Origin of the sequence: Streptomyces sp. SJL17-4 (genome assembly GCF_036826855.1) — a bacterium.
Taxonomy (GTDB): Bacteria; Actinomycetota; Actinomycetes; order Streptomycetales; family Streptomycetaceae; genus Streptomyces.
Genome location: NZ_CP104578.1, coordinates 2,426,968 through 2,447,718, shown reverse-complemented (window position 1 = coordinate 2,447,718; position 20,751 = coordinate 2,426,968). Strand labels below are relative to the sequence as shown.

18 protein-coding genes are annotated in these 20,751 nt (G+C 70.8%); 12 read left to right on the top strand and 6 right to left on the bottom strand.

All coding sequences use genetic code 11. The features are described 5' to 3' along the window. Nucleotides 1-38 precede the first annotated feature (38 nt). Entirely contained in the window at nucleotides 39-857 is an 819-nt protein-coding gene (locus tag N5875_RS10495) for a hypothetical protein (RefSeq protein ID WP_338493285.1), read from the bottom strand. Further along, nucleotides 857-2,158, bottom strand: coding sequence for a type VII secretion protein EccE (eccE, locus tag N5875_RS10490; RefSeq protein WP_318207598.1), 1,302 nt, complete (start codon nucleotides 2,156-2,158; stop codon nucleotides 857-859). The genes N5875_RS10495 and eccE overlap by 1 nt, the downstream gene beginning before the upstream one ends. 190 nt (nucleotides 2,159-2,348) lie before the next feature. On the opposite strand from eccE, the gene eccB reads away from it, so the two are divergent. From eccB to N5875_RS10470, 4 genes are all read left to right on the top strand, one after another. Further along, nucleotides 2,349-3,905 carry a type VII secretion protein EccB gene (eccB, locus tag N5875_RS10485; RefSeq protein ID WP_318207597.1) on the top strand — a complete coding sequence of 519 codons (1,557 nt, stop codon included), beginning with the start codon at nucleotides 2,349-2,351 and terminating at the stop codon, nucleotides 3,903-3,905. Nucleotides 3,906-4,031: 126 nt separating this feature from the next. Beyond that, nucleotides 4,032-5,318 (top strand): type VII secretion-associated serine protease mycosin, encoded by a 1,287-nt coding sequence (mycP, locus tag N5875_RS10480; RefSeq protein ID WP_338499141.1) that lies wholly within the window; start codon nucleotides 4,032-4,034, stop codon nucleotides 5,316-5,318. 190 nt (nucleotides 5,319-5,508) lie between these two features. Continuing rightward, nucleotides 5,509-5,844 (top strand): WXG100 family type VII secretion target, encoded by a 336-nt coding sequence (locus N5875_RS10475; RefSeq protein WP_318207596.1) that lies wholly within the window; start codon nucleotides 5,509-5,511, stop codon nucleotides 5,842-5,844. A 55-nt stretch (nucleotides 5,845-5,899) separates the two neighbouring features. After that, nucleotides 5,900-6,190, top strand: coding sequence for a WXG100 family type VII secretion target (locus tag N5875_RS10470; protein ID WP_266897328.1), 291 nt, complete (start codon nucleotides 5,900-5,902; stop codon nucleotides 6,188-6,190). A gap of 66 nt (nucleotides 6,191-6,256) precedes the next feature. Here the strand turns inward: N5875_RS10470 and N5875_RS10465 are convergent, their stop codons facing one another. Both N5875_RS10465 and eccCa read right to left on the bottom strand, forming a co-directional pair. Beyond that, complete coding sequence (locus tag N5875_RS10465) at nucleotides 6,257-6,496, bottom strand: DUF397 domain-containing protein (protein ID WP_318207945.1); 240 nt, start codon at nucleotides 6,494-6,496, stop codon at nucleotides 6,257-6,259. Nucleotides 6,497-6,661: 165 nt separating this feature from the next. Then, on the bottom strand, nucleotides 6,662-10,630 hold the full coding sequence (gene eccCa / locus N5875_RS10460) for a type VII secretion protein EccCa (protein ID WP_338493282.1): 3,969 nt from the start codon (nucleotides 10,628-10,630) through the stop codon (nucleotides 6,662-6,664). A gap of 183 nt (nucleotides 10,631-10,813) precedes the next feature. Here eccCa and eccD point away from each other — a divergent pair, with 183 nt between their 5' ends. From eccD to N5875_RS10430, 6 genes are all read left to right on the top strand, one after another. Beyond that, on the top strand, nucleotides 10,814-12,292 hold the full coding sequence (gene eccD / locus N5875_RS10455) for a type VII secretion integral membrane protein EccD (protein ID WP_318207594.1): 1,479 nt from the start codon (nucleotides 10,814-10,816) through the stop codon (nucleotides 12,290-12,292). Nucleotides 12,293-12,473: 181 nt separating this feature from the next. Further along, a complete protein-coding gene (rpsO, locus tag N5875_RS10450; protein ID WP_015036567.1) occupies nucleotides 12,474-12,764 on the top strand; it encodes a 30S ribosomal protein S15 in 291 nt (96 codons plus the stop codon). A gap of 284 nt (nucleotides 12,765-13,048) precedes the next feature. Continuing rightward, on the top strand, nucleotides 13,049-15,268 hold the full coding sequence (locus N5875_RS10445; protein WP_318207593.1) for a polyribonucleotide nucleotidyltransferase: 2,220 nt from the start codon (nucleotides 13,049-13,051) through the stop codon (nucleotides 15,266-15,268). Then, nucleotides 15,265-16,644 carry a pitrilysin family protein gene (locus N5875_RS10440; RefSeq protein WP_338493278.1) on the top strand — a complete coding sequence of 460 codons (1,380 nt, stop codon included), beginning with the start codon at nucleotides 15,265-15,267 and terminating at the stop codon, nucleotides 16,642-16,644. The genes N5875_RS10445 and N5875_RS10440 overlap by 4 nt, the downstream gene beginning before the upstream one ends. Before the next feature lie 25 nt (nucleotides 16,645-16,669). After that, entirely contained in the window at nucleotides 16,670-17,422 is a 753-nt protein-coding gene (gene dapB, locus N5875_RS10435) for a 4-hydroxy-tetrahydrodipicolinate reductase (protein WP_318207591.1), read from the top strand. A 5-nt stretch (nucleotides 17,423-17,427) separates the two neighbouring features. Next, nucleotides 17,428-17,880, top strand: coding sequence for a hypothetical protein (locus N5875_RS10430; RefSeq protein ID WP_318207590.1), 453 nt, complete (start codon nucleotides 17,428-17,430; stop codon nucleotides 17,878-17,880). Here N5875_RS10430 and N5875_RS10425 read toward each other — a convergent pair. Further along, complete coding sequence (locus N5875_RS10425; RefSeq protein WP_318207589.1) at nucleotides 17,870-18,430, bottom strand: hypothetical protein; 561 nt, start codon at nucleotides 18,428-18,430, stop codon at nucleotides 17,870-17,872. The genes N5875_RS10430 and N5875_RS10425 overlap by 11 nt on opposite strands. Before the next feature lie 54 nt (nucleotides 18,431-18,484). Beyond that, nucleotides 18,485-18,724 carry a hypothetical protein gene (locus N5875_RS10420; RefSeq protein ID WP_318207588.1) on the bottom strand — a complete coding sequence of 80 codons (240 nt, stop codon included), beginning with the start codon at nucleotides 18,722-18,724 and terminating at the stop codon, nucleotides 18,485-18,487. A gap of 155 nt (nucleotides 18,725-18,879) precedes the next feature. Between N5875_RS10420 and thyX the strand changes: the two genes are divergently transcribed. Both thyX and dapA read left to right on the top strand, forming a co-directional pair. Beyond that, on the top strand, nucleotides 18,880-19,620 hold the full coding sequence (thyX, locus tag N5875_RS10415; protein ID WP_318207587.1) for an FAD-dependent thymidylate synthase: 741 nt from the start codon (nucleotides 18,880-18,882) through the stop codon (nucleotides 19,618-19,620). Nucleotides 19,621-19,798: 178 nt separating this feature from the next. Continuing rightward, nucleotides 19,799-20,698, top strand: coding sequence for a 4-hydroxy-tetrahydrodipicolinate synthase (dapA, locus tag N5875_RS10410; RefSeq protein ID WP_318207586.1), 900 nt, complete (start codon nucleotides 19,799-19,801; stop codon nucleotides 20,696-20,698). Nucleotides 20,699-20,751 lie beyond the last annotated feature (53 nt).

Genomic DNA, 20,751 nt, shown 5'->3' with positions numbered 1-20,751 from the left:
TGAACGACTTCGCGCCGTTCGGTGCCGTTCGGTGCCGCTCAGTCCATCCTGCGCGCGGCGCCCAACAATCCGGTCTCGGCGTCGGTGCCCTGCGTCATGACGAACTGCCGGTCGCTCGGTGTACACCAGAGCGTCACTCCGTCCGCGAGCGTGGAGAGCGCCTCGTACTCGTGGCGCGGGAGGCTCATGATGCGGCCGATCTGGGTGGCCTCGTCGGGGGAGACCCGCTGGACGCCGACCAGGGAGGACTTCTCCAGGAGCCGGGGCGCGACCGGGCTGAGATAGGGCAGCAGCGTGACCACCGACTGCCAGGGCGCGGACACGACGCGGCCGCGCGGCGGCCGCATGCCGCAGTCGCGGATCACGACCACGGGACTGCCCGCGGACGCGCCCTGCGGCGGCACGCGCCCCACGTCGTGCAGCGAGATGCACGGCTGGCCGCCGCCGGCGGCCTGCGCGAGCGCCGTCCAGGCCTGCGCCCGGCCGGTCTCGACCGCCACCCGGGCGCCCGTCGCGGCGGCCCGGAGGGCCAGCACCTGCGCGGTCCACAGACCGCCGATGAGCGTGATGTCGTACGGGACGGGCCGGTTGATGCCGAGCACGGCGGGCCGGCTCTCGGCGTCGACGCCGATCACCATGCCGTCGTCGCCGACCGGCAGGGCCAGTGCCTCGAATTGGTCGAGGGGGACGGAGTGCCGGTCGCGGCGCGGCCCGACGAGCCCGAAGCCGAAGCGGGGCTTCGTGCCCCTGCCCGTACCCCGGGAACCGGCGCCCCGGGAGCCGGCCCGGCCGGTGCCGCCGGAGCCCGAGCGGGCCGGCGTGCCGAAGGAGGAGGAAGGGGAGGCGGCGTGGGACATCAGCGCGCACCCCCCAGCGGAAGCGTCGCGAGGATGCCCGGCACCTGTTCACGGTCGAGTCGCACGAGTCCCGTCCTCACCCCGCGCGCCGCGCGCTCCAGTTCATGCCGCGCGGCCACCAGTTCCTCGTCGCTGCGCCCGGTGATCCTTACGTGTCCGGTCACCGTCACCTCCTGCCGGTCCCCGCCGCTCAGCGTCAGACTGAACGTCGTCGCGAGCGCGGGCAGCGAGGTCAGCAGGGCCACCAGCTGCGGCATCGAGGCCCCCGAGCCGCCCTGGCCGCCGAGCTGGGGCCAGCGCCCCACCCAGTACGTCGTGTGCCGCCGGTCGTCCACCCGCCAGGTCCGCGCGGTCTCCTGGGTCCGGCGCCCCTGCGTCTGCCCCCGGCCCGCCTGCGCTATCGCCATCGGACTGGCGGAGGTCGAGGTGGCGAGCGCCGAGACGAGCTCCTGCTCCGTCAGCACGCTCGCGGCGAACCCGGCACCCGCGAGCCGGCTCGCCAGCTGGTCCGCCGCCCGCACCACGCACTTCTGCGCGCCCTTGAGGCCGCCGCCGCGCGCGGCGACCGCCTCGGGGCAGAGCTCGGGGTCGAGCTTGAGCGCGATCCAGGTGATCCGTACGGCGGGCGAACCCGTCTGCGCCTGGAGCGGCCCGTAGTTGCGCGCGGCCATCGACTGCGCGGGCAGGTGCGGCGCGGGGGCGGGCTGTGTGTGCTGCACGATCTGCGCCGACTCGAGACGGATGCCGTCCACGCTCAGGACGTCCCGGACGAGCCGGACGGGCAGCGGCGCGGCCGCCCGGTCCGGGCGCAGCGCCGTACCGTCCGACTCGACCCGCAGGACCGCGGTCAGGAAGGTGCCGTCGCCGACCATGCCGACCGGTCGCCGGTCACGATCGCTGTACGCGTAGGTCCGCAGGGCCGGGTCGCACTCCACGACCGGCGCGAGCCCCGGCTCGGTGCCCTCGGGCACCGTGAACGAGGACGCCCGGCGGGTGCGCGCGCGCAGCGCGAGGAACGTTCCGAGCCACTCGGGCAGCGAGCGGCGGTGCCGGCGGACGACCGCCATCAGCACGAGCACGACGGCGACCACGCCCGCGGGGACCATCAGCATCGGCTCGACGACCCAGGCGACGAGCATCAGTGCCGCCGCCACCTCGATCAGTACGAGCTGTTGCAACTGGAACGAACCGAAGTGTCCCGGACGCGCCTGGAGCTTCGGCGAGACCGAGGAAACAGGCCCCGTGGACGGGGGTGCGGAGGCGGTGGCCGCGGCGGGCCGCGTCCGCGTCGCGGAAACCATGATGGAGAATCCCCCTCAATTCATCCCGATCACCCTGGCCCGCCAGGGCATTGGCGGCCGGATCACCCTACCCGCCCCACGAACCCCACGGGACAGCAGGCATAGTAGGGGGCCGGTCCGACAGCCGGGGCCCGGGTGTCACCTCCCCCGGCTCCCGCGCGAAGATCGCGCCTGACGAGAATGGGGACTCATGGCATCGCGGCGGGACGAGCTCAACGCGTACACCTTTGCGAAGAAGCGCACGGTGGCGGCATTCCTCCAACCCTCGCCCTCCGGCACGGAGGAGGGGGCACCGAAGCCGCTGCGCGCGATCCTCCCCGGGTTGATCGTCGCCGCGCTCGTGGTGGCCGGCTTCGGCGCCTGGGGCATGTTCAAGCCGCAGGCCCCCAAGGGCTGGGACACCCCCGGTACCCGGGTGATCGTCGGCAAGCAGTCGACGACCAGGTACGTGGTCCTGGAGACCGGCAAGGGCAAGGACGCGAAGACGCTGCTCCACCCCGTGCTCAACCTCGCCTCCGCGCGGCTCCTCCTCGACCCGGACCAGTTCCAGGTCGTCCAGGTCGCCGACAAGACGCTCGACGAGGGCAAGGGCACGCCCCCGCGCGGCCCGATCCTCGGCATCCCGTACGCCCCCGACCGGCTGCCCAGCGCGGAGGACGCGGGCACGGCGAAGCGCTGGGCGGTCTGCGAGCAGCCCGGTGGCGGCAGCGGCGCCAGTGTCCAGAAGGCGACCTTCCTCTTCGCCGAGCGGGACCTGAAGCTCACCGAGGACGGCAACGAGCTCAAGGACGGGGAGGTCCTGTACGTCAAGGGGCAGAAGGACGCCGCCCAGTTCCTCGTCGATCACACCGGCACCAAGTACCCGGTGAAGGCCGACTCCACCGGACTGGTCACCGCGCTCGTCGGCCTCAGCAAGGAGCCGCAGCCCGTCACCGACGACTGGCTCGCCACCCTGAACACCGGCGACGAGATCGACTTCCCGCGCATCGAGAGCGGCGAGGTCGGCCGCACCACCCGGATCCCCGGCTCCACCCTGACCGATACCGAGAGCCGGATCGGCAACGTCCTCATCGCGCCGACCGGCTCCGGGCCCCAGAACTACGTCGTACTCCCCGGGAAGGTGCAGCCCGTCACGCCGTTCACCGCCTGGCTGCTCATCAACTCCCCGCAGACCCGCAGCCTCGACATGGACGGCAAGCGCACCCAGGCCGACGCCTCCTCGTTCGTCCCGGACCCCACCGTCTTCCACGGCGACGTGAACTGGCCGAAGGCGGAGTCCAAGCAGGTGAACTCCGTCACCGGAGCGGGCGCCCGCGACACCATCTGCAGCGTCCTCACCGGCGTCGGCGAGAAGGGCCGGACGACCCTCATGACCTGGGCCGGCACCAAGTACCCCGCCGACATCACCGCGGGCGGCAGCAGCACGTACGTCACCCCCGGCACCGGCCTGCTCTACACCCAGATCCAGGGCAAGCAGAAGACCCCCGACGGCTCGCTGTTCCTCGTCACCGACACGGGCCTGCGCTACGCGGTGCAGGCCAACGGCGACAGCGATTCCGCCCGTTCCGAGATCGGCACCGGGGCCAAGGAGAAGCCGACCGACGGACGCCCGGAACCCAGTGACGCCCAGAAGCGTCTCGGCTACGAGAAGGTCATGCCGGCCCGGGTCCCCATCGAATGGTCAGAGTTCCTTTCGAAGGGCCCCCGGCTCGACGCCAACAGCGCTCGTCAGCCGCAGGGTTCCTAGGGGGTGGTACCGGTGACGAAGAACCACCGCACGACGCCCCGCGAGACGTCCCGAACGCCGTCCGGCAGCCTGTCCGGCATGCCGTCCGGCACGCCCTCCCGCATGCCGTCCCGCATGCCGTCCCGCATGCCGTCCCGCACGGCCGCGCTGCTGGCCGCCGGCACCCTCACCGCCCTCCTCGCGGCCCCCGGCGCGGCCTCGGCCGCCCCCGCCGCCCCGGAGCACCGTGGCGGCCTCGGCCTCGGCCTCGGCTCCGGCCCCGTCCTCGACGGCAGCGGCGAATGCACCTTCCCCATGAAGAAGCAGATCGCGGACACCCCCTGGCCGCTCCAGCGGGTCCTCCTCGACGAGCTGTGGCAGGACACCAAGGGCAAGGGCGTCAGGGTCGCGGTCATCGACACGGGCGTCGACGACGTCAACCCGCAGCTGCGGAAGGCCGTCGACGCCAAGGCGGGCAAGGACTACCTCAAGCCCGACAAGAAGAACCCCGGCTTCGGCGACGAGCAGCGCGGCAAGACCGACGGCACCGTCGACCTGGTGGGCCACGGCACCAAGGTCGCCGGCATCATCGCCGCCCGCCCCCAGGACGGAACCGGATTCGTCGGTCTCGCGCCCGAGGCGACGATCATCCCGATCCGGCAGAACGACGAGAAGAACAGCGGCAAGTCCGACACGATGGCGGAGGCCATCAAGTGGGCCGTCGACAAGGGCGCCCACGTCATCAACATCTCCCAGGACACCACTCAGGAGCTCAGCCCGGACTCGCCCATGGGCAAGGCGGTGGCCGAGGCGATCAGGCGGAACGTCGTCGTCGTCGCCTCCGCCGGAAACGACGGCATGGACGGCAAGTTCAAGAAGACCTATCCCGCCGCCTTCCCCGGCGTCCTCGCCGTCGCCTCCTCCGACCGGAACAACGAGCGCGCCGCGTTCTCCCAGGCCGGCGACTTCGTGGGCGTCGCCGCCCCCGGCGTCGACGTCGTCTCCACGGTCCCCGGCGGCGGCCAGTGCGTCGACAACGGCACCAGCTTCTCCGCGCCGTACGTCGCCGGTGTCGCCGCCCTGCTCCGCGCCGAGCACAAGGACTGGAGCGCGGCCCAGATCGTCGCCCGGATCGAGCAGACCGCCGTCCGCTCGGTCAACGGACGTGACAACTACGTCGGTTGGGGCGTGGTCGACCCGGTGCGGGCACTCGCGGACGTCCCCGGGACACCGCCCACCGCGCCCACGCCCGACCCTCGCCCGCCCAAGCCGCCGGCTCCCGAGCCGGCGCGTCTGGCGCTGTCGGAGACGCCTCAGGAGCGCTCCGAACGGCTCGCCACCTACACGTTGGGGATCGGTGTCGTCCTGGTGGCCGTGGTCGCCGGGACGGCCATCGTGATCCGCGACAGCCGCCGCGGAAGGGGGGCCCGTTGACCGGCGTGTCGGTCAAGTATCCCGACCCTCCTTTGCAGTTGGAACTGCCGCCGTCAATGGCTAAAGTGACCGCTGGGCGCACGGCAGTGCGATCCCAGCACGGGGGCGGCATCAGAAGATTCCCGTCCGCATCACGACCGGATGGCCCGACGGCTCAGCCGTCGACGTCACCGAAGGAAGAAGGGGCAAGATGTCGAAAGACCTGAACGTAACCAGTGCCGAACAAGTCAAGCTCGCCGGCCGGATCCAGGACTTCTCCGACGAGCTCCAGTCCCGCATCACCTCGCTCAACAGCGTGGTGGACCGCGTCCAGGCGGGCTGGCAGGGTGCTGCGAGCAAGGAGTACGACCGGGTCCAGAACGACCTGAACCAGCGTCTGCGCAGCATGCGTGCCGAGCTCACCAAGCTCGAGGAGATCATGCGCATGAGCGCCGACGGGTTCACGCGCGAGGAGGAGGACCGCCTCCGGTCCTTCCGCACCATGGACAGCAGCGGCGGCGGCCAGAGCGCCATCCTGGGCGTCTGAGCCTGCCCGTCCGACCTCAGTCCTCCGCGCCACTCTCACTTCAGGAGTCATCATCATGACCACTGCGGTCAATTACGACACCGTGACGCAGGCGGCGGCCGACACCCGGCTGACCTCCACCACGCTCACCCAGAAGCTCGACGACCTCATGGCCGAGGTCAACCGCGTCGCCTCCAACTGGGAAGGCGAGGCGAAGGTCGCCTACCGCGAGAGCCAGGACCGCCTGACCCGCGACATGGCCGGCATGAACCAGGACCTGGCGCGCATCGCCCAGCTCCTCGACGAGTCGGTCATGGGCTACCAGGACACCGACAAGGGCAACGCCGCCCGGTTCCGCATGATGTGAGCCCCGGCGAACACGCATGAGGGGGTGGCCCGTACGACGGGCCACCCCCTCACGCGTGTCCGCGGGTCACCGCAGGTCGAACTCGCCGTCCCTGGCCCCGAGGACGAACGCGTCCCACTCGGCCTTCGTGTACCGCAGCACCGTGTCCTTGTCGAGGGACGAGCGCATCGCCACCGCCCCCTCCGGGAGCCGGGCGATCTCCACCCGCTCCTCGTCAGGGCTCGTCCCGGGAGCGCCCTCCCACGCGACGCCGGAGATGTCGAGCGCGTACAGCTCGTCCTTCTGGCGCTGCTTCTCGGCGGCCAGAGCGCTGCCCGCAGCGCTCTCGGAGGCGCTGTCGGCGCTGGTCGTGCTCGTGTCTGCGTCGGTCATCGGCGCGTTCCCTTCGCGGTGGTACGGCGGTCCCTCCCACAGTAGTGGGACCGCCGTACCCGATCAGCGGGAATTCCCCCGCCCGTCCGGCCCGCTCCGTCAGTGCTGCTCCGGCAGCCAGCCCAGCTGCACCAGCGGCGTGCCCCGCTTCCGCGACACGAACGTGCCCCGGCCCGGAGGCATCGGCCGCGCCCGGACGCTGCCCAGGATGTCGCCCTCCTGCGGATCGCCGGAGAGGATCACGCCCTGCGCGCCCATCTCCTTCACCCGCTGCATGAACGGCTCGTACATCGCCCGGGAGGCACCCGCGGCGCTGCGCGCCACGATGAACCGGATGCCGACGTCCCGCGCGAACGGCAGGTTCTCCACCAGGACCGCCAGCGGGTTCCCCGAGTTGGTGGCCACCAGCTCGAAGTCGTCGACCAGGACGAACAGTTGCGGGCCCGTCCACCAGCTGCGGTCCCGCAGCTGCTGCGGCGTGATGTCGGGCTTGGGCGCCCGCTTCGTCATCACCGTGTTGATCGCGTCCATGTGCATCTGCATGGCGGAGGCCATCGGCGCGTACTCCAGGAGGTGCGAGGGCGCGACCGCCTCCAGCATCGTCCGCCGGTAGTCACCCACCACGATCCGCGCCTGCTCCGGCGTGTACCGCTCGCACAGCTGCTTGGCGATCAGCCTGAGCAGCGCCGTCTTGCCGGACTCGCTCTCGCCGAAGATCAGGAAGAACGGGTCCGACTCGAAGTCGACGAACACCGGCTCCAGGTTCGTCTCGTCGATGCCGATCGCGATGCCGTGCTGCGGGTACTCGAAGCCCTTCGGCAGCCGCTCCGCCGGCAGCTTGCGCGGCAGCAGCCGCACCGCGGGGGCCGGAGCCCCGGTCCAGGACGCCTGCACCGACCGTACGAACGCCGCCGTGCCGTCCGACAGGTCGGCCGCCGAGCTCGATCCGTCGATCCTCGGCAGCGCGCCCATGAAGTGCAGCTTCTCGGGCACCTGGCCTCGACCCGGCACGCCGGGCGGCACGTTCGCCGCGACCTTGCGGTCGAACTCGGAGTCCATGACGTCACCGAGCCGCAGTTCGAGCCGGCCCAGGATCTGGTCCTTGAGCGCCGCGCGCACCTCCATGTACCGGGAGGCGGTGATCACCACATGGATGCCGTAGCCGAGACCGCGCGCGGCGATGTCGGAGACGATCGGCTCAAGCACGTCGTAGTCGTTGCGGAAACCGCCCCAGCCGTCCACGACCAGGAAGACGTCGCCCCAGGCCTCGCCGGGCAGCTCACCCGCGGCCCGCTTGCGCCGGTAGGTCGCGATCGAGTCGATGGAGTGCGAGCGGAAGAACTCCTCGCGCCGGTTCAGTACGCCCATCACCTCGGCGACCGTACGCCGCACCCGCTCCGGGTCCAGCCGGGACGCCACCCCGCCGACGTGCGGCAGATCGGCGAGCGACACCATGCCGCCGCCACCGAAGTCCAGGCAGTAGAACTGCACCTCGGCCGGCGTGTGGGTGAGCGCGAACGACGAGATGAGCGTCCGCATCATCGTCGACTTGCCGGACTGCGGACCGCCGACCACCATCATGTGGCCCGCCGCGCCCGAGAAGTCCCGGTACAGCACCTCGCGCCGCTGCTCGAACGGCTTGTCGATGAGGCCGAGCGGCACCGTGAGCCCGCCCTGACGCGTGTACTCGGTCGCCGTGAGCCCCCGGTCCGCGGTCTGCGCGAGACCCGGGAGCAGCTGGTCGAGCGACGGCGCCTGGTCGAGCGGCGGCAGCCACACCTGGTGCGCGGGCACGCCCTGGCCCTCAAGGCGGCGCACGATCACGTCGAGGACGGTGTCCGCGAGCGCCTCGTCCTCCTCCGCCCGCTGCTGCGCGAGGTACGCCGGGTCCGGCGCCGCGTACACGACGGGCACCGGCGCCGCGGTGAACAGCGCGGGACGCCGCTCCACCGGCATGTGCCCGATCTCAAGGCGAGGCCCGCCCGTCCGGTACGTGCCCGAGACGTACGCCGCCTTGAAGCGGGTCATCTCGTCCGTACCGAACTTCAGATAGCCCGAACCCGGCACCGAGGGCAGGTGGTACGCGTCCGGCACACCGATCGCCGTACGCGACTCCGCCGCCGAGAAGGTCCGCAGACCGATCCGGTACGAGAGGTACGTGTCGAGGCCGCGCAGCTTGCCCTCCTCCAGGCGCTGCGAGGCGAGCAGCAGATGCACACCCAGGGAGCGGCCGATGCGGCCGATCTGGATGAACATGTCGATGAAGTCCGGCTTGGCGGTGAGGAGTTCGGAGAACTCGTCGATCACAAGGACCAACGAGGCCAGCGGTTCGAGCGGGGCGCCCGCCGCGCGCGCCTTCTCGTAGTCGTGGATGTTGGCGTAGTTGCCGGCCGACCGCAGCAGCTCCTGACGCCGCTGCAGCTCACCGCGGATCGCGTCGCCCATGCGGTCGACGAGCGTCAGGTCGTCCGACAGGTTGGTGATGACCGCCGCCACGTGCGGCATCTGCGACATGCCCGCGAAGGTCGCGCCGCCCTTGAAGTCCGCGAGGACGAAGTTCAGCGTCTCCGAGGAGTGCGTCACCGCGAGGCCGAGGACCAGCGTCCGCAGCAGCTCCGACTTTCCGGAACCCGTCGCGCCCACGCACAGACCGTGCGGACCCATGCCCTCCTGCGCGGCCTCCTTCAGGTCGAGCATGACCGGCTGGCCGTCCTCGCCGACACCGATCGGCACCCGGAGGCGCTCGGCCACCGAACGGGGCCGCCAGGTCCGCGCCACGTCCACGGAGGCCGCGTCGCCCAGGTTCAGCAGATCCGTGAAGTCCAGATTGGCGAGCAGCGGCTCGTCGTCGTCCCCGCCGCCCATCCTCAGCGGGGCCAGCTGGCGGGCCAGCGCCTCCGCCGCGGGCAGCGAGATGCCGTCCGGCAGACCCTCGTACGCGAAACCGCCCCCCGACTCCAGTCGCAGCCGGCCCGGCCGTACGACCACGGAGAGACCACCGCGCGGCTCGTCGAGGTCGCCGGAGACGACCTCCACGATCGTCACGCCCTGGAGGCCCTCGGCCGCCGCGAGCAGCGAGTCCGGCGGCACCAGACCACCACGGGTGGAGTTGGAGTCCAGGACCACGACCACGTGCGGCTGGTCGAGCACCGGCTGGTTCTCCCGGGAGAACCGCGGCCGGCCGTCCAGCTTCGAGCGGACCAACTGCTCCAGCTCACCGAGGTCGTCGCCGAACAGACGCTTCGTGCCCGCCCCGTCGACCTGCCCCGGCACCTGCGTGTGCGGCAGCCACTTCGTCCAGTCCCAGCGCTCCTGCGCCGACCGGGCCGCGACCACCGCGAGCATCAGGTCCTCGGGGGAGTGCAGGGTCACCAGCTGCGCCACCAGGGCACGCGCCGCCGCCTGCGCCGACTCCGGCTCACCGGAGACCGTCACGTGGTAGAACGCCCGCATCGAGACCGCCATCGGCAGCCCGTCCAGGGTGCCGTGCACCGCGAGGAACTGCTGCATCGCGCCCGCGCACAGCGGCTCCAGCTCGTCCACCGGAGCCGTGTCCGGCGCCACGAGCGCCGTCGCCAACTGCTGCGCCCCGAGCCCTATCCGCGCCTGCCCGAAGTCGTGGTCGCCGACCCGGCGCTCCCACACCCGCGAGCCCTCGGCCACGACCGGCCACAACTGCTCGGGGGAGGGGTGCAGATACAGCTGCGCGTCCCGCTGCTTGTGGGCCGTGCGCCGGACCGTACGCCGGGTCTGCGCGAGGTATTTGAGGTAGTCGCGGCGGACATCGGACATTTGCCCCTGCGTACCGCGACGGAATCTCACGAACTGGGCGACGGCCATCGCGATGGTCGAGGCGAGCATCAGCGTGCCCATGATCCGCATGATCGGCGACGGTGTCATGAAGAAGAACACCACCGAAGAACCCATGCCGAGCATCGGCAGGAGCTGCATCAACGCCGACTCCTGCTGTCCCCGCGGGAGTTCCGGCGGAGACTCCAGGACCAGTTCCCCACCGGGCACTTCCGGCGGAAGAGACCTCGGCGGGCGTTTGACGACGATCTGGCTCACCGGCGCATCAATCCCTCGTTGGAGGCGGGCTCGTGGCGGGAGCATCCGCCCGGCACCCCTGTCGGCAGCCGGGCACACGGACTTCCCCCATGGGACGGCGATCCTACTTGCAGCCCTCACCCGCCGTCCCCGGTAGGGTGGCGCGCGCATCGTGCGCAACCGCGAATCAGGGGGTCCAGACACGTGAGTACGACCGCAGCGACCGGTTTCTGCCGCGTCACCGTCGTGGCGCCGGACAGCCGCATCGACGTCGCGCTCCCCGAGGACATCGCCGTCGCCGACGTCTACCCGGAGATCCTGCGGCTCACCGGGCAGACACAGGCCGCCGGTACGCCCACGGGCTACCACCTGGTCCGCCGGGACGGATCCGTCCTCGACGGGGCCCGCACCCTCGCGGCCCAGCAGGTCCTCGACGGCGAGGTGCTCTCCCTGCGCCCGTTCGCCCAGTCCCTGCCGCCGGCCGTCTACGACGACGTGTCCGACGCCGTCGCCTCCGCCGTCACCCGCGACCGGCACCTGTGGAGCGACGAGCTGCTGCGCGGCGCCGGACTCCTCGGCGGCGTGCTGCTCCTCGTCCTGATGGGCTTCGTGCTCTGGTTCGCCGACCCGATCCGGCACGACATGCACAGCCTGCCCGGCATCATCGCGGGCGCCGCCGGATTCCTCCTCACCGCCTTCGCCGGAGTACGCGCCCGCGTGTACGGCGACCGGGCCACCGCCGTCGCCCTCGGCCTCGGCGCACTGCCGCTGCTGCTCATCGCCGGCTCCGGCATCGTCGGACCCGACGCCGGCCAGGGCCCCGGCCGCCTCCAGTTCCTGCTCGGCTGCGTCACCGTCCTGGTCGCCTCGGTGGCGCTCGTCGCGCTCACCCCCAGCGGCGACGCGCCCTTCGTCGCCGCCACGTTCCTCGCCACCGTCGGCACCCTCGCGACCTTCGTGGCGATCCTCACCGAGTCGACCGCCACCGAGACGGCCTCCGTCACCGCCCCCGTCTCCATCGGCCTCGTCGCCTTCCTGCCCGGCCTCTCCGCCCGCTTCGCCCGGCTCCCCATCGGCTACGCCGCCCCCCGCAGCGCCGCCGACGACGAGTTCCACGGCGACCCGCAGTCCCCGGCCGGCGACGACCTCCAGCCCGTCGACGGCGAGCGCATCGCGCTCCAGGCCCGCCGCGGCCACGAGATGCTCCTCGGTCTGGTCGGCGGCTGCGCCGCGGTCGTCGTCGGCTCCGCCGCCGTCCTCGGCTTCGCCGGAAACCTCTGGGGCCAGCTCCTCGCCCTCGCCGCCGGCCTGGCGATGCTGCTGCGCGCCCGTCTCTTCCGCTACACCTCGCAGGTCGTCTGCGTCCTGGTCGCCGGCATCGCCGCCATCGCGCTGCTCGTCCTCGGCCTCTCCCTCAACCCGCCGGCGGACCTGGTCAAGGACCTCCTCATGTACGGCGACCGGGGCGGCCTGGACATCCGTACGATCTGGCTCACCGCGTCCGTCGCCGCCGGAGCCGCGCTGATCACCGCGATCGGCCTGATCATCCCGAGGAAGGGCCTCTCCCCGTTCTGGGGCCGCCTCCTCGACCTGGCCGAGGGCTTCGTCCTGCTCTCCCTCGTCCCGCTCTGCCTCGCCGTCCTCGACGTCTTCTCCACCGTCCGGTCCTTGACCAGCAAGTAGAGGTCTGCTCCGGGGGCGCTCCGGCGAGCTGGTACGCTGTGTGACGGCCGTTTGTGTACGCGCTCCCGGAATCCTCTGGAAGCTGCGCCCATCGGACCTTCGCCCGTCGAGTCACGGAAGCTTCCCCTGAGATCAAGACCAGGGGCACTCGCGGGCGCACGAACACCAAGAGGAGATCCGCGTGGCTCTCGACGCCGCTGTCAAGAAGCAGATCATGGCCGAGTTCGGCACCAAGGAGGGCGACACCGGCTCCCCCGAGGTCCAGGTCGCGATGCTGTCCCGTCGCATCTCGGACCTGACCGAGCACCTCAAGCAGCACAAGCACGACCACCACTCCCGTCGTGGTCTGCTGATCCTGGTCGGCCAGCGCCGCCGCCTGCTGCAGTACCTGGCCAAGAAGGACATCCAGCGCTTCCGTACGCTGGTCGACCGTCTCGGCATCCGCCGTGGTGCGGCCGGCGGCGCCAAGTAAGTCGCCGTTGAGGGAGCGGTTCCCCCTTTCAGGGGGCCGCTCCCTTTGCTGTACGTGCACAAAGTGCGCATCGGCCCGTAGGCTGGTCGCACAACCCCCATAACGACGAGCGAGGAGCCGCCGGCTCGCCGCCGGTCCTCGGTAGTGGCCCCCGGAAACGAATCCCCGGGTGCTTCGATCGAAGACCGGCCAGCACCCGAGGCGTGCTTCTCCGCCCCCGTCGCACACCGTCCCCGGCCACACGGGCCCCGGACGCAAAGACGAACACGTAGGAGAAACCGCTAGTGGAGAACGAGACCCACTACGCCGAGGCCGTCATCGACAATGGCACCTTCGGTACCCGCACCATCCGCTTCGAGACCGGCCGCCTCGCCAAGCAGGCCGCCGGCTCCGCCGTCGCCTACCTGGACGACGACACGATGGTCCTTTCCGCGACCACCGCCTCGAAGCGCCCCAAGGACCAGCTCGACTTCTTCCCCCTCACGGTGGACGTCGAGGAGCGGCAGTACGCGGCCGGCAAGATCCCCGGCTCCTTCTTCCGCCGGGAGGGCCGCCCCTCCGAGGACGCCGTCCTCACCTGCCGTCTGATCGACCGGCCGCTGCGCCCCTCCTTCAAGAAGGGCCTGCGCAACGAGATCCAGATCGTCGAGACGATCATGGCGCTCAACCCCGACCACCTGTACGACGTGGTCGCGATCAACGCCGCCTCCGCTTCCACGATCCTGGCGGGCCTGCCCTTCTCCGGCCCCATCGGCGCCACCCGCGTCGCCCTGATCAAGGGCCAGTGGGTCGCCTTCCCGACGCACACCGAGCTCGAGGACGCCGTCTTCGACATGGTCGTCGCCGGTCGCGTCCTGGAGGACGGCGACGTCGCGATCATGATGGTCGAGGCCGAGGCCACCGAGAAGACCATCGCCCTCGTCAAGGGCGGCGCCGAGGCGCCGACCGAGGAGATCGTCGCCGCCGGTCTCGAGGCCGCGAAGCCCTTCATCAAGGTCCTCTGCAAGGCCCAGTCGGACCTCGCCGCCAAGGCCGCCAAGCCCACCGGCGAGTTCCCGGTCTTCCTCGACTACCAGGACGACGTCCTGGAGGCACTCTCCGCCGCCGTCAAGGGTGACCTCGCCAAGGCGCTCACCATCGCCGGCAAGCAGGAGCGCGAGACCGAGCTCGACCGCATCAAGGAGCTCGCCGCCGAGAAGCTCCTCCCGGCCTTCGAAGGCCGCGAGAAGGAGATCTCGGGCGCCTACCGCGCGCTGACCAAGAAGCTGGTCCGCGAGCGGATCATCAAGGACAAGGTCCGCATCGACGGCCGCGGCATCACGGACATCCGTACGCTCGCCGCCGAGGTCGAGGCCATCCCGCGCGTGCACGGCTCGGCGCTGTTCGAGCGTGGCGAGACCCAGATCCTGGGCGTCACCACCCTCAACATGCTCCGCATGGAGCAGCAGCTGGACACCCTCTCCCCGGTGACCCGCAAGCGCTACATGCACAACTACAACTTCCCGCCGTACTCCGTCGGCGAGACCGGCCGCGTGGGCTCGCCCAAGCGCCGCGAGATCGGCCACGGCGCCCTCGCCGAGCGCGCCCTCGTGCCGGTCCTCCCGACCCGCGAGGAGTTCCCCTACGCGATCCGTCAGGTGTCCGAGGCCCTCGGCTCCAACGGCTCGACGTCGATGGGCTCGGTCTGCGCCTCCACCATGTCGCTGCTGAACGCCGGTGTGCCGCTGAAGGCCCCCGTCGCCGGTATCGCCATGGGTCTGATCTCCGAGGAGATCGACGGCCAGACGCACTACGTCGCCCTCACCGACATCCTCGGTGCGGAGGACGCCTTCGGCGACATGGACTTCAAGGTCGCCGGTACGAAGGAGTTCGTCACCGCCCTCCAGCTCGACACCAAGCTGGACGGCATCCCGGCCTCCGTCCTGGCCGCGGCCCTCAAGCAGGCCCGCGACGCCCGCCTCCACATCCTCGACGTGATGATGGAAGCGATCGACACGCCGGACGAGATGTCCCCGAACGCCCCGCGGATCATCACCGTCAAGATCCCGGTGGACAAGATCGGTGAGGTCATCGGCCCCAAGGGCAAGATGATCAACCAGATCCAGGAGGACACCGGCGCCGAGATCACGATCGAGGACGACGGCACCATCTACATCGGTGCCGCCGACGGCCCGGCCGCCGAGGCCGCCCGCGCCACGATCAACGGCATCGCCAACCCGACCATGCCGGAGGTCGGCGAGCGCTACCTGGGTACGGTCGTCAAGACCACCACCTTCGGTGCCTTCGTCTCCCTGCTCCCGGGCAAGGACGGCCTGCTGCACATCTCGCAGATCCGCAAGCTCGCCGGTGGCAAGCGCGTGGAGAACGTCGAGGACGTGCTCGCGATCGGCTCCAAGGTCCAGGTCGAGATCGCCGAGATCGACCAGCGCGGCAAGCTCTCCCTGATCCCCGTGATCGCGGACGAGGACGCCGCTGCCGACGACAAGGGCGACACCGACCAGTGACGTCCCGTAGTTCCGTGACGACGGCCCGCCCCTCTTCGGAGGGGCGGGCCGTCGCCCGTACCCAAACGCTTCTCCCGGGGAAGGACGGCATCGGCACGGTCCGCCGTACGACCCTCCCCGGCGGCCTCCGGATCGTCACCGAGACCCTTCCCTCCGTGCGCTCCGCCACCTTCGGCATCTGGGCCCACGTCGGATCCCGCGACGAGACCCCGGCGCTCAACGGCGCCACCCACTACCTGGAGCACCTCCTCTTCAAGGGCACCCACAAGCGGTCCGCCCTCGACATCTCCGCCGCGATCGACGCGGTCGGCGGCGAGATGAACGCCTTCACGGCGAAGGAGTACACCTGCTACTACGCCCGGGTCCTCGACACCGACCTGCCGCTGGCGATCGACGTCGTCTGCGACATGCTCACGGGCTCGCTCATCCTCGACGAGGACGTGGACGCCGAGCGCGGTGTCATCCTCGAAGAGATCGCGATGACCGAGGACGACCCCGGTGACGTCGTGCACGAGCTGTTCGCGCAGACCATGTTCGGCGACACCCCGCTGGGCCGCCCGGTCCTCGGCACCGTCGACACGGTCAACGCGCTCAGCCGCGGCCAGATCGCCCGCTTCTACAAGAAGCACTACGACCCGACCCACCTGGTCGTGGCCGCCGGGGGCAATGTCGACCACGCCACGGTGGTACGCCAGGTCCGCCGCGCCTTCGAGAAGGCCGGCGCCCTCACCCGCACCGACGCCGCCCCCGTCGCCCCCCGCGACGGCCTGCGCACCCTGCGCGCGGCGGGCCGCGTCGAGCTCCTGAACCGCAAGACCGAGCAGGCCCACGTGGTCCTCGGCATGCCGGGTCTGGCCCGCACCGACGAGCGCCGCTGGGCCCTCGGCGTGCTGAACACCGCCCTCGGCGGCGGCATGTCCTCCCGCCTCTTCCAGGAGGTCCGCGAGAAGCGCGGTCTGGCCTACAGCGTGTACTCGTACACCTCGGGCTTCGCCGACTGCGGCCTCTTCGGGGTGTACGCGGGCTGCCGCCCGGGCCAGGTCCACGACGTCCTGAAGATCTGCCGCGACGAGCTCCACAAGGTCGCCTCGGACGGTCTCACGGACGACGAGATCGCCCGCGCCGTCGGCCAGCTCTCCGGTTCGACCGTGCTCGGCCTCGAGGACACCGGCGCGCTGATGAACCGCATCGGCAAGAGCGAGCTGTGCTGGGGCACCCAGATGTCGGTCGACGACATGCTGGACCGGATCGCGGCCGTCACCCCGGACGAGGTCCGTGAGGTCGCCCGCGATGTACTGGACCAGCGGCCCTCGCTCTCGGTGATCGGCCCGCTGAAGGACAAGCAGGCGGACCGCCTCCACCAAGCGGTCTCCTGACCCCCAAGTCCCCTAAGGAAGAGCAATGAGCAAGCTGCGCGTGGCGGTCCTCGGTGCCCAGGGCCGTATCGGCTCCGAGGCCGTGAAGGCCGTCGAGGCCGCCGAGGACATGGAACTGGTCGCGGCCCTCGGCCGCGGCGACAAGCTGGAGCGCCTCGTCGACGCGGACGCCCAGGTCGTCGTCGAGCTGACCACCCCCGCCTCGGTCATGGAGAACCTCGACTTCTGCGTGCGCCACGGCATCCACGCGGTCGTCGGCACCACCGGCTGGACCGAGGAGCGCCTCGCGCAGCTGCGGACCTGGCTCGCCGCCTCCCCGGAGACCGGCGTGCTCATCGCTCCGAACTTCTCCATCGGCGCGGTCCTCACCATGAAGTTCGCCCAGATCGCGGCCCCGTACTTCGAGTCGGTCGAGGTCGTCGAACTGCACCACCCGAACAAGGTGGACGCCCCCTCCGGCACCGCCACCCGGACGGCCCAGCTGATCGCCGCCGCCCGCGCCGAGGCCGGTCTGGGCGCCCAGCCGGACGCCACCGCGACCGCCCTGGACGGGGCGCGCGGCGCGGACGTGGACGGCGTCCCGGTCCACGCCGTACGCCTCCGGGGCCTCCTGGCCCACCAGGAGGTGCTGCTCGGCGGCGAGGGCGAGACCCTCACCGTCCGCCACGACTCCCTGCACCACTCCAGCTTCATGCCGGGCATCCTTCTGGGCGCCCGCCGTGTCACCAGCACTCCGGGCCTCACCTTCGGCCTGGAGAACTTCCTGGACCTGGGCTGACGGCCATGGGCGGAAAAATCACGTACGTCTTCCTCGCCACCGTGCTCGTCCTCGTCTTCGGCGTGGTGGCGATGGAGGGCGTCCTGCTGCTCCTCACGGGCGAGCCGGCCGCCATGGGCATGGGCGCGGTGGCGTTCCTGCTGCCCGCGGTCGGCGGCTGGTTCCTCTGGAAGAACACCCGGTTCGCCCGTCAGGCGGGCCGCCTCGCCACCGAACTGGAGGCCGAGGGCGGCCTGCCCGTCGACGAGCTGAAGCGCACCGAGGGCGGCCGGATCGACCGCGACTCGGCCGACGAGGTCTTCGCCCGTCGCAAGGCCGAGACGGAGGACGCGCCGGACGACTGGCGCTGCTGGTTCCGGCTCGCGGTCGCCTATCACGACGCCCGCGACACCCCGCGGGCCCGCAAGGCGATGCAGAGGGCCATCGCCCTCCACGAGGGGCGTCCGGTCAGCGCGTAGCGGCCGGAGCCACGCCGTACTCGGCGTTCCAGGCCTCGACCGTGTCGGCCGCCCGGTCGAAGGCCTCGACACGGGAGAGGAAGTCGGCGTTGTGGTCGGTGAGCAGCATCAGCTGCTCACCACCCTGCCGGCCGAGCACCAGGGCCTGGCCCTGGACCGTACGGGGGAGCCCCAGCCAGCGCACCGGCTGCTGCACGGTCCGTACGTGGGTCACCTTGGCCCACGGCACGGTGACGGTCGAGAAGAAGGCCACGCGGCGGATCCCGGCGCGGCTCACCCAGGTGCCCATGCGCAGCATCCGCAGGGCGGCCAGGATGACGAGCACGGCGGTGGCCAGGGTGGCGGCCCCTCCGCTGAATCCGCCGGCCGCGGTGATGATCACCGCGGCGAGGAGTACGAACGAGGCCAGCAGCAGCGCGAGCGCCGCCGCCCCGACCCGCCAGGACCCCGGCCGGTACGGACGACGCCACTGGTCGTGGTCGTCGAACGGCAGGGCGACGTGGTCGGTCGTGTCAAAAGCACGGTCGGCCGTCAGAAAGGGCAGGGGCACGACAGGTCCTCACTCACAAGCACGCTCGAAGGGGCGGTGCCCGGTGAGGCTACCTCAGCGGTTGTCGGAGGCTTCGGACTGCTGCTGACGAGTGGCGGAGTCGCCTGCCTGAAGGGACGGCATCCCGAAGATCAACGAGCCCACGAGGCCGGCCACGACGGTCAGCCCCAGCAGCGTACGGCCCACGATCTGCGAGGCGCCGAGGCGCTCCCGGGGTGGCGGAGTGACGTTACTGCGGAAGTGGTCGGCCTCCGCGACGAACGCGAACGGTACGGCCTCTTTCCGGCTGAACATCAGGGCCACTCTCCTCAGGTCGTCGTCATGTGTCACAGGTAGAGACGAGAGAACCGGGGTTTTGGTGCCCTATTTCACCAAAGCAGCCGAATCTCATCCTCCGGTAGGACGTCGTTAGAGTGGGCGACTGCAACAGCCGATTGGAAGGACCGCTGGTGACCGACAGCCCCACCGAGAACGTGAAGATCGACTTCCGGAGCGACGTCACCGTCGAGCTGGTCAAGAGCGCGGCGGCCGACTCCGACGTCCTCTGGGCAGCCCGGGTCTCCACGGCGGGCGAGCAGTCCCTCGAAGAGCTCCAGAAGGACCCGGAGCGCTCGAAGGGCCTCATCAACTACCTGATGCGGGACCGCCACGGCAGCCCCTTCGAGCACAACTCGATGACCTTCTTCATCAGCGCCCCGATCTTCGTGTTCCGCGAGTTCATGCGGCACCGCGTGGGCTGGTCGTACAACGAGGAATCGGGCCGCTACAGGGAGCTCCAGCCGGTCTTCTACGTCCCGGACGCCTCCCGCAAGCTCGTCCAGGAGGGTCGCCCCGGCAAGTACGTCTTCGTCGACGGCACCCAGGAGCAGCACGACCTGGTCAGCCGCACGATGGAGGAGTCGTACCGTCAGGCGTACGCCACCTACCAGGAGATGCTGGCCGCCGGCGTCGCCCGCGAGGTCGCGCGCGCGGTCCTCCCGGTCGGTCTCTTCTCCTCGATGTACGCCACGTGCAACGCTCGCTCGCTGATGCACTTCCTGGGTCTGCGCACCCAGCACGAGCTGGCCGCGGTCCCGTCCTTCCCGCAGCGGGAGATCGAGATGGTCGGCGAGAAGATGGAGGAGCACTGGGCCCGGCTGATGCCGCTGACCCATGGCGCCTTCAACAAGAACGGCCGTGTGGCCCCATAGGGCACAGATGTCCGAACACCTCGTGCGAAGTGTCCGTATTGCGACGTTTCACGAAGTTCATCTAGGCTGATCAAACGGACCCGGCGCTGCCTGAACCCCCGAGCAGGCAGCGCCGGGCTCCCTTTCTCCTGTCCCCCGAGGGGACACCCGGCGCTGAGCAGCGAGTAGCGTGTTACCCATGGCTCCGATCTCCACTCCGCAGACCCCCTTCGGGCGGGTCCTCACCGCCATGGTCACGCCCTTCACGGCGGACGGCGCACTCGACCTCGACGGTGCCCAGCGACTGGCCACCCATCTGGTGGACGCAGGCAACGACGGCCTCGTCATCAACGGCACCACCGGCGAGTCCCCCACCACCAGCGACGCGGAGAAATCGGAGCTGGTACGAGCGGTACTGGAGGCGGTCGGGGACCGCGCCCACATCGTGGCCGGCATCGGCACCAACGACACCCACCACTCCATCGAGCTCGCCCGCACCGCCGAGCGGGACGGCGCCCACGGCCTGCTCGCCGTCACGCCGTACTACAACAAGCCCTCACAGGAGGGCCTGTACCGGCACTTCTCGGCCATCGCCGACGCCACCGAGCTCCCGGTGATGCTCTACGACATCCCCGGCCGCAGCGGCGTCCCGATCGACACCGAGACGCTCGTCCGGCTCGCCGAGCACCCGCGCGTCGTCGCCAACAAGGACGCCAAGGGCGACCTCGGCCGCGCCAGCTGGGCCATCGCCCGCTCCGGCCTCGCCTGGTACTCCGGCGACGACATGCTCAACCTGCCCCTGCTCTCCGTCGGCGCCTGCGGCTTCGTCTCCGTCGTGGGCCACGTCGTCACCCCGGAGCTCCGCGCCCTGCTCGACGCCCACCTGGGCGGCGAGATCCAGAAGGCCACCGAGATCCACCAGAAGCTCCTCCCGGTCTACACCGGGATGTTCCGCACCCAGGGCGTCATGACGACCAAGGCCGCCCTCGCCCTCCAGGGCCTCCCGGCCGGTCCCCTGCGGCTCCCCCTCGTGGAGCTGTCCAGCGAGGAGACCGAACAGCTCAAGATCGACCTGGCCGCCGGCGGGGTAGAGCTCTGACTACGGACTTCACAACTGAACACTGACAACAGCAAGTGCACGAATGTCATGCA

Bases quoted from the DNA above. Each gene is read 5' to 3' on its own strand.
- N5875_RS10475 (WP_318207596.1), top strand. From the start codon at position 5,509: ATGTCGAAAGACCTGAACGTAACCAGTGCCGAACAAGTCAAGCTCGCC.
- dapA (WP_318207586.1), top strand. From the start codon at position 19,799: ATGGCTCCGATCTCCACTCCGCAGACCCCCTTCGGGCGGGTCCTCACC.
- eccB (WP_318207597.1), top strand. From the start codon at position 2,349: ATGGCATCGCGGCGGGACGAGCTCAACGCGTACACCTTTGCGAAGAAG.
- N5875_RS10495 (WP_338493285.1), bottom strand. From the start codon at position 857: ATGTCCCACGCCGCCTCCCCTTCCTCCTCCTTCGGCACGCCGGCCCGC.
- N5875_RS10430 (WP_318207590.1), top strand. From the start codon at position 17,428: ATGGGCGGAAAAATCACGTACGTCTTCCTCGCCACCGTGCTCGTCCTC.
- N5875_RS10420 (WP_318207588.1), bottom strand. From the start codon at position 18,724: ATGTTCAGCCGGAAAGAGGCCGTACCGTTCGCGTTCGTCGCGGAGGCC.
- mycP (WP_338499141.1), top strand. From the start codon at position 4,032: ATGCCGTCCCGCACGGCCGCGCTGCTGGCCGCCGGCACCCTCACCGCC.
- N5875_RS10470 (WP_266897328.1), top strand. From the start codon at position 5,900: ATGACCACTGCGGTCAATTACGACACCGTGACGCAGGCGGCGGCCGAC.
- eccE (WP_318207598.1), bottom strand. From the start codon at position 2,158: ATGGTTTCCGCGACGCGGACGCGGCCCGCCGCGGCCACCGCCTCCGCA.
- dapB (WP_318207591.1), top strand. From the start codon at position 16,670: ATGAGCAAGCTGCGCGTGGCGGTCCTCGGTGCCCAGGGCCGTATCGGC.